The 14,005-nt window shown below is 64.4% G+C and carries 12 protein-coding genes; 7 read left to right on the top strand and 5 right to left on the bottom strand.

Annotated features, from left to right (window positions below):
- Positions 1-9 precede the first annotated feature (9 nt).
- Positions 10-924: an aminotransferase class IV gene (locus QF777_02815; GenBank protein MDP6910484.1), complete on the bottom strand. Its 915-nt coding sequence runs from the start codon at positions 922-924 to the stop codon at positions 10-12.
- Between the two features lie 149 nt (positions 925-1,073).
- Between QF777_02815 and QF777_02820 the strand changes: the two genes are divergently transcribed.
- The 7 genes from QF777_02820 to QF777_02850 all read left to right on the top strand — a co-directional run bounded on the left by QF777_02820 (position 1,074) and on the right by QF777_02850 (position 7,791).
- Positions 1,074-2,204, top strand: a complete 1,131-nt coding sequence (locus tag QF777_02820; GenBank protein MDP6910485.1) for a branched-chain amino acid ABC transporter permease — start codon at positions 1,074-1,076, stop codon at positions 2,202-2,204.
- Entirely contained in the window at positions 2,201-4,024 is a 1,824-nt protein-coding gene (locus tag QF777_02825) for a branched-chain amino acid ABC transporter permease (protein ID MDP6910486.1), read from the top strand. Before QF777_02820 ends, QF777_02825 begins: the two co-directional genes overlap by 4 nt.
- Entirely contained in the window at positions 4,021-4,803 is a 783-nt protein-coding gene (locus tag QF777_02830) for an ABC transporter ATP-binding protein (GenBank protein ID MDP6910487.1), read from the top strand. The genes QF777_02825 and QF777_02830 overlap by 4 nt, the downstream gene beginning before the upstream one ends.
- On the top strand, positions 4,803-5,546 hold the full coding sequence (locus QF777_02835; protein ID MDP6910488.1) for an ABC transporter ATP-binding protein: 744 nt from the start codon (positions 4,803-4,805) through the stop codon (positions 5,544-5,546). The genes QF777_02830 and QF777_02835 overlap by 1 nt, the downstream gene beginning before the upstream one ends.
- A gap of 107 nt (positions 5,547-5,653) precedes the next feature.
- Positions 5,654-6,088, top strand: coding sequence for a hypothetical protein (locus tag QF777_02840; protein ID MDP6910489.1), 435 nt, complete (start codon positions 5,654-5,656; stop codon positions 6,086-6,088).
- 30 nt (positions 6,089-6,118) lie between these two features.
- A complete protein-coding gene (locus QF777_02845; protein MDP6910490.1) occupies positions 6,119-6,706 on the top strand; it encodes a thioredoxin family protein in 588 nt (195 codons plus the stop codon).
- Between the two features lie 8 nt (positions 6,707-6,714).
- Positions 6,715-7,791 (top strand): hypothetical protein, encoded by a 1,077-nt coding sequence (locus tag QF777_02850; GenBank protein ID MDP6910491.1) that lies wholly within the window; start codon positions 6,715-6,717, stop codon positions 7,789-7,791.
- Positions 7,792-8,106: 315 nt separating this feature from the next.
- On the opposite strand, the gene QF777_02855 is transcribed toward QF777_02850, so the two are convergent.
- The 4 genes from QF777_02855 to QF777_02870 are packed head-to-tail and all read right to left on the bottom strand — an operon-like array spanning position 8,107 to position 13,923.
- Positions 8,107-9,327, bottom strand: a complete 1,221-nt coding sequence (locus QF777_02855) for an FAD-dependent oxidoreductase (GenBank protein ID MDP6910492.1) — start codon at positions 9,325-9,327, stop codon at positions 8,107-8,109.
- On the bottom strand, positions 9,324-10,928 hold the full coding sequence (locus QF777_02860) for a hydantoinase B/oxoprolinase family protein (protein ID MDP6910493.1): 1,605 nt from the start codon (positions 10,926-10,928) through the stop codon (positions 9,324-9,326). Before QF777_02860 ends, QF777_02855 begins: the two co-directional genes overlap by 4 nt.
- The gene (locus QF777_02865) at positions 10,925-13,084 is read right to left on the bottom strand and encodes a hydantoinase/oxoprolinase family protein (GenBank protein MDP6910494.1); all 2,160 of its coding nucleotides are present in this window, start codon (positions 13,082-13,084) and stop codon (positions 10,925-10,927) included. The genes QF777_02860 and QF777_02865 overlap by 4 nt, the downstream gene beginning before the upstream one ends.
- A gap of 23 nt (positions 13,085-13,107) precedes the next feature.
- The gene (locus QF777_02870) at positions 13,108-13,923 is read right to left on the bottom strand and encodes an SDR family NAD(P)-dependent oxidoreductase (protein ID MDP6910495.1); all 816 of its coding nucleotides are present in this window, start codon (positions 13,921-13,923) and stop codon (positions 13,108-13,110) included.
- Positions 13,924-14,005: the final 82 nt, after the last annotated feature.

Here is a 14,005-nt window from a genome sequence, read left to right on the forward strand (position 1 = left end):
CAGCCCTGGTCAGCGGGACACGTCAGCTTCGACGGCCGCCTGGTACAGGTCACGAAGTAGGGCCGTCATGGTTCCCGGGCCACCGTCGCCGATGCTTCGCCCATCGACGGCGATCACAGGAGTCAGGCCGGCGAACGTGCCGGTCACGAACGCCTCGTCAGCCGAGTAGACGTCGGTCAACGAAAACGGCTTCTCGTGGACGGTCAGCCCGGCCTGCGGTGCAATCTCCAGCACCAACTGGCGGGTGATGCCGTTCAGGTTGTAGTGCCCGGTCGACGTCCACACCCCGCCGTCGCGCACCACGAAGAAGTTGGTGGCGTTGCAGGTGGCCACCGCACCGGTCGGATCCAGCATGAGGGCCTCGTCGGCACCGGCCTCCACGGCTTGGATGAGCGCGATCACCTCGTGCAGCTTGGAGTGGCAGTTGAGACGCTGGTCAAGCGTGTCGGGCGGCGGGCGTCGCACGGTTGCCGTGAACAACGAGATGCCTGACTCCAGTACCGCCGGATCGGCCGCCTTGTACTCGGCAATGATGACCACGTTGGGCCCACCCACACAGTTCGACGGGTGCTGGGAGGGAGTTTTCTTGTCGCCCCGGGTGACCATGAGTCGTACGTGCACATCGTCGTGCATGTCGTTGTGGTCCACGGTTGCCTGCAGGGCGTTGGCCACGCCATCCCGGGTCATCTCGATATCGATGCCGGTGGCGGCCAGTCCGGCGAACAGGCGATCCAGGTGGCGGTCCAGGAAGGCGAACCGGCCGTGGTGCAGGCGAAGCCCCTCCCAGACGCCGTCGCCCACCAGGAAGCCGCTGTCGAACACCGACACCTTGGCCTCGTGACGGGGAAAGAACTCGCCGTTGATGAAGATCTCGACGGTGGCGTTGCGTTCGTCGGTTAGGGCCTGGTGGGTGCTGCGGGACATAGCGGGAGCGTACCGAGGGCCACCACCGGGTGGCCGGCCAGATGTCAGCGGGCCGTTGATATGCCAACGGTGACGGAGGACACGCGACCACACCGCCGGGCAGGTAATCTTCCGTCTGCCCTTTGCCAGTGACGTCAGACGGAGCACCTGTGCCAACCCACGCCATTACGACGAAGTCAGCGCGACGACTCGTGTCCGTCGACCGCTTCCTCACCTTCATCAGGGTCTTCTTGGTGACCGTGATCGTGGTCGGGTTCCTGGCCTTCATCTGGCAGCAGTTCGACGCCGACAACCCGTTCGCCCAGTGGCGCAATCCCGGTGCCCGAGGTCTAACCGGCGACCAGTTCAAGGGCCTACTCATCTCCGGCCTCTCCCAGGGTTCGATGTACGGCCTGATCGCCTTGGGCTACTCCATGGTCTACGGCGTGCTGGGCTTCATCAACTTCGCCCACGGTGAGGTGTTCATGGTGGGTGCCATGACCGGCTTCATCGCCTCGGACAAGTTCCAGGCCAACGGGATGTGGGAGTCCAACTTCCTGCTCTGCCTGGCCCTGATCATCGTGATGGCCGTGTTCTTCTCAACGTTTACCGCGGTGGTCATGGAGAGGGTGGCCTACCGGCCGCTTCGCAACTCGCCCCGCCTCATTCCGTTGATCACGTCGATTGGTGTGTCGTTCTTCATCCAGAACTTCGTACTCGGTCTGTTCGGTCCGGCCACCAAGAGTTACCCCCGTCTCCCGGAGTGGTTGGCCAAGCAGCGGTCGATCCTGACGTTCGAGATCGCCGGAACCCGCTTGCTGGTGTTGGTGGTGGCCGCCGTCTCGATGGCCGGACTCTGGTACATCGTCGAACGCACCAAGACCGGCAAGGCCATGCGAGCCGTCGCCGAGGACAAGGAGATCGCGTCCCTCATGGGGATTGACGTGAACCGCACCATCGTCACCACGTTCGCCGTGGGTGGCGCCATGGCCGGCGTGGGAGGGATCCTGTGGGGGCTCATGTTCCGGTCGGTGACCCATATGACCGGCTTCCTACCCGGCGTCAAGGCTTTCACTGCAGCGGTGGTCGGCGGCATCGGCAACCTGGGTGGCGCCATGGCCGGCGGCATCTCTCTGGGCTCAGCGGAGTCCATTGCTCCACTGGTCATCCTCGAACCGCTCGGCGTGCCGGGCGTGTCCCAGCTCAAGGACGCGGTGGCCTTCACCGTGCTGGTCCTCGTGCTCCTGTTCAAGCCCTCCGGGCTCTTCGGAGAGCGGCTCTCATCGGAGGATCGGGCATGAGTACCTTGGCTGCACCCATGCCGTCCTCAGCTCTGGATCAGGACTGGCGAAAAGTTCTCCGATGGGGGTTCATCTGTGGCGGCGCCCTGATCGCCCTCTGCCTTGTCGGCATGCCCGTCGAGTTGGATCGCCGAGAAATCATCGAGCGGTACCTGAGTCTCGGCTACCTCTCAGTGGTGCTGGTCCCCCTCGTCATCGGCTGGGTATCTGCCAGTCAGGTCGTCCTTGAGGGCTTCGAGTCCCGCAAGCAGGGCCTGTTTGACCTTGTCACCGGTCTGGTGGTCGGCGTGATCGGCGGCGGGCTCCTGTCACTGCTCATGGTGGCGCTTGACACGTGGAACCTGCGGGACCCGCTGGTCAACTGGAGCCCCAAGCTCTTTCGATTCCTGACCTATGAGAACGGCATGGGCTTCGGTGCCGGTGCATGGATCGTGACCTGTGGGGTACTCGGCCTGGCTGGGGCGTCGTTGCACGTGGTGCCCCGCTTCGCCCGTCGCATCGTGGCCATCGTCATAATCGGATTGTTGTCCCTGTCGGTGCTGGAGGCTGCGGTTTCGGACGTCTCGGAGGGCTTCGGCCTGGAGTGGCTGACCGATCTGATCTACGCCAAGAAGGGTGGCCTGACCCTGACGTCGGCCTTCGTGGTCGGCGCCGTGATAGCCGTCGTGGCGGCGCTCACCGACGGCCGGGTCAAGGCGGTGACAAACCGGTACCGCGACATGGAGGGCGTCGAACGGCAGAAGACCTCCATGATCCTGTTTGCCGTGGTGGCCGTCCTGTGCATTGTCCTGCCGATGTTCCTCGGCAAGATCATGAACGAACTGCTGGCCAACGTCGGACTCTTCCTGTTGCTGGCCCTCGGTCTGAACATCGTGGTCGGCCTGGCCGGCCTTCTCGATCTCGGCTACGTGGCCTTCTTCGCCGTCGGCGGCTACACGACCGCGGTGCTCACCTCACCAAACAGCCCGTGGTTCGCCCCTGAGCTGCACTTCGGATTCAGCCTCTTCTTCGTGGTGATCTTCGCCATCATCGTCGGCCTGGTCATTGGGGCGCCCGTCATCAGGATGCGCGGCGACTATCTGGCCATCGTGACCCTCGGCTTCGGCGAGATCATCCGCCTGCTGTTCATGTCGGACTGGCTGGGCCCGTACTTCGGTGGCGCCCAGGGCATCACCAACGTGCCGGGCGTTGACCTGGGCTTCGCCATGGTGAAGGGCACCGACCCGAGGTCGGTCTTCTACCTGGTGTTGTTCTTCTCTGTGATCGCCATCTACGTGTCCTGGCGCCTGCAGGCGTCCCGCCTGGGTAGGGCCTGGATGGCCATCCGGGAGGACGAGCAGGTGGCCGAGGCCATGGGTATCAACACGGTGAGTGCCAAGTTGATGGCCTTCGTGGTGGGTGCCGTGCTGGCGGCCTTCAGCGGTGCCGTACTGGTGGCCAAGGTCGGCTCCGTGTTCCCGACCAGCTTCATGATCCTGATCTCGATCATCATCCTCGTGGTGGTGATCGTCGGCGGGATGGGCAACATCGCCGGCGTGATGGTCGGCTCGTTCGTCCTCATCGGCGTCCTTGGTGGGCCCAAGCAGCCCGGCCTGCTCCAGGAGTTCCAGAACTTCAAGCTGCTCATCTACGGGATGCTGCTCGTCTTCATGATGCTGAAGCGTCCGGAGGGCCTCGTGCCGAGCGCCCGCCGTAGTCGCGAGCTCCACCAAGAAGAGTTCCTGCAGGACGCCTGGCTCAGGGGAGACAAACCCGGCATCGACGATGACGATGACGCGGCGCCCCTGCTAGTGGGCGACGGGGGAGGGGAGGAGGAATGAGCCTTCTCGAGATCAAGGACCTAAAGATCACCTTCGGTGGACTCGATGCCCTGTCGGGACTGAACTTCCATATCGACGAGGGCGAGATCGTCAGCGTGATTGGCCCCAACGGCGCCGGCAAGACGACCTTCTTCAACGCCATCTCAGGCCTGGTGACCCCCACTGAGGGCGACATCCTTTTCGAAGACGAGACGATCGTAGGGCTCGATCCCAGCACGGTGACATCACTCGGCATCGCCCGGACGTTCCAGAACGTTCGCTTGTTCCCCAACATGACCATCCTCGAAAACGTGATGGTGGCCCAACACTGCCGGACCAGCCAGCTGGTCTACGGGGCGCTGCTCCAGACGAAGGCCTTCAAGCGCGAGGAGCGGGAGATCCGGGAGCGGGCCATCGAGGTCCTCGAGTTCTTCGGGCACCGCCTCGTCGGCTACCGGATGGACCAGCCGGCTTTCGCGCTGTCGTACGCCAACCGGCGCCGCCTCGAGATCGCACGTGCCATGGCCACCCAGCCTCGCCTGCTACTGCTCGACGAACCGGTGGCCGGAATGAACCCGATAGAGACCGCGGAGTTGACTGCCCTGGTCGGTCGGCTCCGTACCGAGTGGGGCTTCACGATCATCATGATCGAACACGACATGAAGGTGGTACGTGACGTCTCGGACCGAGTCGTGGTTCTCGACCACGGGGTGCCCATTGCCCAGGGGTCCTACGACGAGGTGTCGACCAACCCGGACGTGGTGGAGGCCTACCTGGGTCGTCCCGTGGAGGCCAACTGATGAGCGAGACCGCTTCCACCAACGGCGCCACGCCACTTCTCGAGTTCCGCCAGGTCAACACCCACTACGGCGCGGTCCACATCCTCAAGGACGTCGACCTGTCCATCTACCCGGGTGAGCTGGTCTGCCTGCTGGGCGGCAATGCCTCGGGCAAGTCCACGACGCTCAAGACCCTGCTGGGTATGGTCACGCCGACGTCGGGCGAGGTGGTGCTGGACGGCGAGGTCGTCAACGACAAGCCGACCAGCTACCGGGTCATCAACGGCATCACGATGGTTCCCGAGAACCGCCGGCTCTTCAAGCGCCTGTCAGTCAAGGAGAACCTTGAGTTGGGGGCCTACCTCCGCAACGACAAGGACGGCATCGCCGAGGACCTCGAGAAGATCTATGACCTGTTCCCACGGGTCAAGGAGCGCCTCTCGCAGAAGTCCGGCACGTTGTCTGGCGGTGAGCAGCAGATGGTGGCCATTGGTCGTGCGCTCATGTCGCGCCCGCGGGTCCTGCTCATGGATGAGCCGTCGATGGGTCTGGCCCCGGCACTCGTCCAGCAGAACTTTGAGCTGATCCAACAGATCCACGCCGACGGTACGGCCATCTTCATGGTGGAGCAGAACGCCAACATGGCGTTGTCCATTGCTGATCGGGGCTGGGTTCTCCAGACCGGCCGGGTGGTGCTCGACGACACTGCCGAGGCCCTGCTGGCCAATCCGGAACTGCGGGCCTCCTACCTTGGTGAAGGCTGAGATCCAGTTCCGTTGACCCCCGTGCCCAGGCCGACCGTTGAAGAAATGCTCGATCAAGGTGACTCTTGTGGACGGTCGGATCCGATGCCTACCCGAAACCCACCGCTGTGAGTTCTGTTGGCACCGGCCTGGCCCGGCGACCTCTTACCGTGATTACCGAACAGGCCTCGACTGTCGAAGCCGTCTGGGATGAGGGGCGACCCATCGTGGGTCCCGAGGTACTTGGTGAACTGCTTGGCTGGGAGTGGCGTGCCGAAGGCCTATGTCGTGAGACGGTTTGCGTTCCTGTCTCCGACCGCTCCCAGGTCGAAGACGTCGAAGGTATCGACATTCTGGCCGTCGCCAAGATATTGGACCGACCAACCGTGATAGACCCCGACGCCGGGCTACTGGTTGTTGGGCAACCCTCAGGTGACCGGCACGAAGTCCTTTACAAGCGCAGGGCCCCCGACTTCACGCTCCCTGACCTGACGGGGTCGCTTCACTCTTTCTCCGACTGGGTAGGCCACAAACGGCTCCTGGTGGCCTTCGCTAGTTGGTGAGGATGCGCCTTTGACCTGCCCGGGTGGCAGGTGCTGCAAGACGAACTGGGCGACACGGGCTTTACGGTCATTGCGGTAGCTATCGACGAAGACGTCGACGCTCTCAAAGAGCTCGCTAAAGAGGTTTCCTACCCGGTCCTGGTCGATGCCGATCACCACCTCACCGAGTTGTACGCAATAAGCAACGTGCCAACTGTGGTCTGGGTGGACGAAGAGGACCAGATCGTCAGGCCGAATGCAGCAGAGTTCGGTACCGACACCTTCACCGAGCTGACCGGCATCCACTGCGAGGACCATTTCGAACTCGTACGAGCATGGGTCGGTGACAGCCAGGTTCCCACCGATGCAAGTCACGCCGTGGCCGATCTGACCACCGACGAGGTGGAAGCTCGACTCCACTTCAGGCTCGCCGCGCACGCCCGTCGGGCCGGCCTATCCGATGTTGCTGACTCCCACTTCGATCAGGCAGCCGAGTTAACTCCCCTCGACTTCACGGTGGTGCGAGCAGCCATGCCTCTTCGCGGCGAAAACCCGTTCGGTCAAGAGTTCTTCGATCTCTACGGTGCCTACCGGGAAGCCGGATCGCCGTACCACGGAATCCCCAGAATCTCCGGCTGAGGTCAGTTGTGGCGCTCAAGGTGGTGGTGTGGGGTACCGGAAATGTGGGCCGGCCAGCGATTCGGGCCGTTGTCGCACACCGCGGGTTGGAACTGGTCGGCGTGATCGTTGCCGACCCTGACAAGGTTGGTGTCGACGCCGGCGTCCTAGCTGGGATCGGGACCTTGGGGATCCAGGCAACCGACGAGGTTTGTATTGCTGAGGCTGACGACGTTGACGCAGTGGTCTACGCCGTGAACGCCGACTTTCGCCCCGAAGCGTCCCTGGAGGAGGTGGAACGGGTGCTTGCCTCCGGCACCGACGTCGTCTCAACGGCATTCCATGGTTTGCTCCATCCACCGTCGGCGCCGGAACCACTCCGGTCTCGTGTGGTCAGGGCCTGCGTTGAAGGCGACAGCTCGATCTTGGTGTCGGGCATCGACCCTGGCTGGGTTCTTGACATCTTGCCGCTACTCCTGACCGGGGTTTGTGCCGACATCACCGAAGTACGGGCCCAAGAGATCGCCAACTACACCGGTTATGACCAGCCTCAGGCGGTTCGGGACCTCTGCGGCTTTGGCCACCCGCTCGACTACCCAACTCCCATACTGAGCGAATACGGGCTAATGACAGTCTGGGCCCCAATGATCCGGGTATTGGCCGATGGTCTAGACCTCAAACTGGACTCGATAACCACTGACACCGACCGTCGAGCTCTCGAACGAACCGTGCACGTGGACGGAATGGGTGAGTTCGAAGCTGGGACACAGGGCGCTTTTCGCTTCGAGGTGAACGGAGTCATAGGCGGACGGCCGGTTCTAGTAGCAGAGCACGTAACCAGGATTGACGACAGTTGTGCACCTGACTGGCCTCAGTCCAGTGCCGATGGTGGACTTCACCGCGTCGTGATTACCGGTAGGCCGAATCTGGCCGTCTCGGTCCACGGTGAAGATGCGTCAGATCCGGGTGCAGCAGCCGGAGGAAACACTCTGGCTGCCAACCGAATCGTCAACGCGATCCCGGCAGTATGCGAAGGGGAGCCGGGGCCGATCCATCCCCTTGCTCTTCCGTCAATCGTCGGCTCCAGCCAACTTCGCCTGTCTTGACCGGTCGGTTTGACTGACGGCCCAAGACAGCGACCCGTCGATGTCGGCTGGCTTGGTTGATGTAGCCAAGTTGGCAAAAGAGTTCTCGATACTGCGTCGCACGGCTTCTGATTCAGTCGTCTGGTCGCGGCGGAGCAACTGAATTCTGAAGTGATCGTCATCGAGTACGTCTGTTGCTGTGGCTCCAACTAATAGGGGATCGTTGAGCACGCGATCTCGTTCGTATTCCACGAGATTGAAGACAAGATGGGCTTTCCCAGTGCCCTTGACCTCAGCAAGGTTGCATCGGGTGGTCTAGTCCGACTGCAGTCGGGCTTAGATGATGGCTTTTTCAAGAAAGGGCTTTCCGGCCACGATGCGGTCGTGGCCCATCTGCGACAGGTCGATGGTGCGGTACTCGTTGTAGGTGATGAGTTCGTTGAGTGCCCGGCCCACCCCGGCGCTCTGCTGAAGGCCGTGGCCGCTGAACCCGTTGCAGAAGTAGAAGTTGGGAACCGCGCCGGCCGGACCGACCACGGCGTTGTGGTCCAGCGTGTTGTAGGCGTAGTGCCCGACCCACCGGTGGGTCACCCCAATGCGCTCAAAGGCCGGGATCCGGTGCACCAGGGCCGGCCAGATATGGTCCTCCCATTCAGCCTCGCGGACGGCGAAGTCCTCCGGATCCACCGCGATGTCGTCGACTGGTGGCATACCGGCCAGGTAGTGGGGTGGTTCGGTCCGTACGTGCATCCCGGTGGTGTCGATGGTCAGCGGCAGGGTCGGGCCGTCCAGTGGGGTTCGGCAGTCGAACACCCAGGCACCCCGGATCCGGGGCTCGACGGGTAGCGGAAGGTCGACCAGGTCGGCCATCCAACGGGCCCTCGGACCGGTGCAGTTGACCACGCGGTCGCAGGCCACCACGGCTCCCGAGGCCATCTCCACGTGGGTTACCCGGTCGCGGGCCGGGGTGGTACGTAGTCCAATGACCCGGTCGGTGGCGTACTCCACGCCATTGTGTCGGGCTCGCTGCTGGAAGCCCCGCATCAACGAGTAGGCGTCTAGCGTGCCCTCGTTGCGGAGGCCGAGGCTGGCACCGGCCAGATCGTCGATGTGCATGTACCCAAACCGGTCGGCCAACTCCCCGGGTGACAGCAGGGCCACTTCGGCTCCGCATGAACGTTGTGCCTCATGGTTCTCTCGCAGTACGTCCATGCCGTCGTCGGTGGCCAAGAACAGGTATCCGGTGTCCCGGAATCCGAGGTCCGGGGACTCGCCGCCCACCTGGACGTGTTGGTGGAACTCGGCGATGAACTCGGTAGCGAACATCGATAGGCGAATGTTGACTGGCTCGGAGAACTGGTGTCGGACGCTGGCCTCCGACAGCGTGGTGGAGGCCCGTTCGTAGGTGGAGTCCATCTCTACGACCAGCACAGTCCCGTCGTAGTCGGGATTCTCCGAGAGCCAATAGGCCAGCGAGCTACCCATGACGGCACCGCCCACGATCACCGTGTCGTAGGCGGTTTCACGTGGTCCTCCGCCGCGACCGGTCCCGGTCACGTCACGTAGCCCTGCATCCGGTCGTCGTCGATGGCGTCGGGATCGCGTTCGGATGGGTTGCCGAGACCGCCGCCTCCCGGCAGTTCCAGCACCAGCGTTCGGCCTGGTGGTACAGGCTGCTTGCCCTTGGCGTCAAACGGTGTGTCGTCGTCGAGGTGTACGCCACCCGGTGCTCCATCGGAGCCGCCGCGGCGACCCCGAGCCGGGTTGGCGACCCGGTCGAACATGCATGACACGGAGATGTCGTAGCCGGCGGCCGGCCCGATCTCGATGACCTGCCCCAGGCCGCCCCGTTGGCGACCCTCGCCGCCCGAGTCCGGTCGTAGTTCCTTGCGCCATACCACGACCGGACCGGACTGTTCGGTCGCTTCGGCGGGCATGGTTCGCACTCCACTGGGAAACGCCGTGGCGCTGATGCCGTCCAGCGTGGGTCGAGCCCCCGTGCCGCCGCTGTTGAACATCAGCACCTCTCGGGGCGGAAGGCCCGACGACGGGTCCGACGCCCGGGCACTCACCTGGAAGTTCCAGAGGGCTCCGGCGCCCTCGGCGGGGACCACGTCGGGCAGGGCACTGGAAATTGCCCCAAGGCAGAGGTCGGTGACGAAGTGCCCGATGACGTGGCGCACCGCCACCGGTTCGGGATGCTTGGCGTTGAGGATGCAGCCCTCGGGGGCACTCACGGTGAAGGCGGCCAGCGACGCCCAGTTGGATGGCATCTCGGGGGCGAGGGCAACCAACATGGCGTAGGAGAAGTAGGCGTGGGCGTACGTCAACGGCACGTTCACGCCGTGGGCACAGGTTGGCGACGTTCCGGTGAAGTCGGCGTGCACTTCGCTTCCCTCTGCCGTCAACGTCACCGCCAGGTCGATCGAGTCGTTGTAGCCGTCGACCCGCATCACATTGGTGTACGTCCCGGCTGGGAGGTTGGCGAGCCGTTCCCGGGTGGCCGTGGCTGTCCGGTCAAAGACGAAGGACGCCAGGTCCTCGAGGTCGTCAATGGCGAATTCGTCGAGCATGGCGTGTAGTCGCCGGGCTCCCGTGTCGTTACAGCCCGACAGCGAGTACAAGTCGCCGACCACCTGTCCGGCCTCGCGCACGTTGTGGCGCACGATGTTCAACAGGTCCTCGTTGACCACGCCCCGCTCGGCGAACTTCATGATGGGGACGAACAGTCCCTCCTCGTAGACCTCGGTGGCGTCGGGGCCGTAGCCCCGTCCGCCCACATCGACCACGTGGGCCGTGCAGGCGAAGTAGCCGATGAGGGCGCCGGCCCGGAACACCGGGTCCACGACCGTGAAGTCATGCAGGTGGCCGGTGCCCTTCCACGGGTCGTTGGTGACGTACGAGTCGCCCTCGTAGATGCGATGTGGGCCGATGTCCTCGATGAAGTTGGCCACTGCGGCAGCCATTGTGTTCACGTGGCCGGGCGTGCCGGTCACCGCCTGGGCGATCATCCGGCCCTGCACGTCGTAGACGCCGGCTGACAGGTCGCCCGCCTCGCGCACGCTGGTCGAAAATGCGGTCCGTACCAGCGCTAGGGCTTGTTCCTCGACAATGGAGATCAGGCGGTTCCACATGACCTGATGGCGAAGCTCGCTCATGGCGTGACCTCCCCGTTCCGAGGAGTCGCCCGTGTTACCAGCAGACAGCCGTCCGGCTGCATGACGGCCTGCTGGCGCGATGACAGCAGCGTCGTGGTCTGGGTTTCGACGATGACGGCCGGGCCGACCAGCCGATCCCCAGCGGCCAGGTCGTCGCGTTCGATGACCCCGGCCGGCTGGGTGGTGCCGGTGGCTGTGTCGTGGATGGGGCGGGTGCGGTCCGGGGTGATCTCCCGGACTGCGGCCATCCGCTCAACATGGTTGACCGGGGGTTGCGGGGTGGACACCCGAACCGACCAGCCGATGGCTTCAACGGCCAGGCCGGCAATGGCCCGGCCGAAGAACTCCTCGTAGGCCTTCTCGAACCGATTGGCCAGTAGTTCGCCGCCCACTGCGTCAAATGGGGCGGCGTCGACAGGCACAGGGATCTCCCACCCCTGCCCTGCGTAGCGCATGTAGGCCCACCGCTCGGTTTCCAGCGTCACGTCGGCCACCGAAGCTCCGGTCGAGGCCAGCGCTTCGGACACGAAGGCGGTGGCCTCGTCGGCCAGGTCCACCAACATGGCGTTGACGGCTCCCGGATCGAACTGATCGATGGCGGCGTGATGGCTGCGTAGTGCCTCGTAGGCGAACGGGGCTCGCAGGAAGCCGATGGCCGACCCAACGCTGGCACCTGGCGGCACCAGCAGTTCGTCCACGTCAAGCTTTTCGCAGAGCCGTCCGGCGTGGAGGGGAGCCCCACCGCCGAAGGCGATCACGGTGAAAGCGGCGACGTCCTTGCCGTTTTCGACGGCGTGTACGCGGGCTGCGTTGGCCATGTTCTCGTCGACGACCTCAGCCACGCCTGCGGCTGCTGTTTCGGCGTCCATGGCCAGTGCGGAGCCGACCGTGCGATTCAGCGCGTCCCGGGCTGCCTCGTCGTCCAGGTCGATACCGGGAGCCCCGAACGTGTCGGCCGACAGGCGACCCAGCACCAGGTTGGCGTCGCTGACCGTGGGTTCGACGCCGCCCAGCCCGTAGGCCGCCGGCCCGGGTTCCGATCCCGCACTCAGTGGCCCCACCCGAATCTGGCCCAGTACGTCGACCGTGGCGATCGACCCGCCACCGGCCCCGATTTCGATCATCTCGATGACGGGGATGGAGATGGGCATGCCACTGCCCTTGGTGAAGCGGTGGGTGCGGGCCACTTCGAACGTCTTGGCCGTGCGAGGCATCTGGTCTTCGATCAGGCAGATCTTTGCTGTGGTGCCACCCATGTCGTACGACAGCACCCGATCGAGGCCGTGTCGGGCTGCGATGTCCGCTGCGAAGATCGCTCCACCGGCCGGGCCGGATTCCACGAGTCGCACAGGGAATCGGGCTGCCCCGTCGACGTTGATGAGCCCGCCGCCCGAGTGGATGAGGTACACGGGGCACGTGGCGCCGGTCTCGAGTAACTGGGCTTCGAGGTTTCGCAGGTATGTGGCGATGAGTGGTTGAACGTAGGCGTTGGCGCACACCGTGTTGAACCGCTCGAACTCCCGCATCTGGGGGGCAACCTCCGACGAGATCGACACCGGCACGTCGGGGAGGCGTTCCACCAGAAGGTCGCGGAAGCGGCGCTCATGGCTGCCGTCCACGTAGGCATGGATGAAGCCGACGGCGATGGCCTCGTAGGCCTCGTCGTCGGGACGGTCGGCCAGTACTTCGATGAGCGCCCGTGCCTCGTCCTCGTCGAATGGACGGAGCACCGTCCCGTCTGCTGCGATGCGTTCCCGTAGGACATGGCGGTCCCGGCGTTCGATGAGCGCGGCGGGTAACACGAGGTTCAGGTCGTACTGCTCGAATCGACTCTCGGTACGCATTTCGATGGTGTCGCGGAAGCCGTCGGTGGTGACCAGCGCCGTGCGGGCCCCGGTGCGGCCGATCAGGGCGTTGGTGGCGAGCGTCGTCCCGTGGATGAAGGTGTCCAGGTCAGCGAGGTCAGCGCCCGCTTCAGCCACCACAGTGGCCACGCCGTCGAGGATGCCCCGCTCAGGGGCGTCATAGGTGGTGAGGACCTTGGTGGAGAACATCCGCCCCTCGGACCCGTCGCCCTGACCCTCCTCGCGGTCCAGTTCAAGTACGACGTCGGTAAACGTTCCTCCGACGTCGGCGCCGATCCGCATGCTTCCCATCAGTGCTGCCTCATCCGGGTCGTTCAGTCTCCGCCGAGGACCTGTTCGAGCGACGGGAAATCGTTGGGCGGCATGATGTCGACGGTGGCTGAGCGCTGCTGGGACAGCATCCCGCCATCCACCTTGATGACGTCACCGGTGATGTAGCAAGCATCGTCGGATGCCAGGAACAGTGCTGGTCCGGCCATGTCGTCCGGGTCGCCGGGCCGTCCCAGGGGAATGTTCTCGCCCCTCAGGTTCCTGGCTGCTTCGTCCATGCCCTCGGTATCGATTGAGCCGGGCATGAGGGCACACACCCGGATGCCGTAGGGCCCGAGGTCGAGTGCCATGGCCCGGGTAAGGGCCTCAATGCCCCCCTTGGAGGCGTCGTAGGCGGTAAACGCCCGGTGGGCCCGTGTGGCTCCGCCCGACGACATGTTGATGATGACGCCGTGGCCGGCCGCCGCCATGATGCGGGCCGCCCGGTGTGAGCACAGGAAGTGACCGGTCAAGTTGACGTCGATGATGCGTCGCCACCATGCCTCGTCGGCCTCGAAGAAGTGGAGCATCGGGCTGATGATGCCGGCGTTGTTGACCAGCACGTCGACGGTGCCGTAAGCCTCGACAGCCGAGTCGAACATGGCTGCCACCTGGGTCGAGTCCGACACGTCGGCCGGCGTCCCGATGGCCGAGCCACCAGCGACGGTGATCCCGTCGACGACGGTGGCGACCCGTTCGGCGTCGACGTCGTTGACCACCACGTGGGCGCCCGCTCCGGCAAACCGTTCGGCAATGGCCTGGCCGATGCCCTTTCCGGCACCGGTGACGACGACGACTCGTCCCTCGTGTGATTCAGCCATGTCTTGCGCCCTCCGGCGATCGATCGAATGGAGCCCCAATGCGCGGAGACTACCCGTGGCCTCGTTTCGGGGTCGCCTCAGG

It is taken from the genome of Acidimicrobiales bacterium (assembly GCA_030747595.1).
GTDB lineage: Bacteria > Actinomycetota > Acidimicrobiia > Acidimicrobiales > MedAcidi-G1 > UBA9410.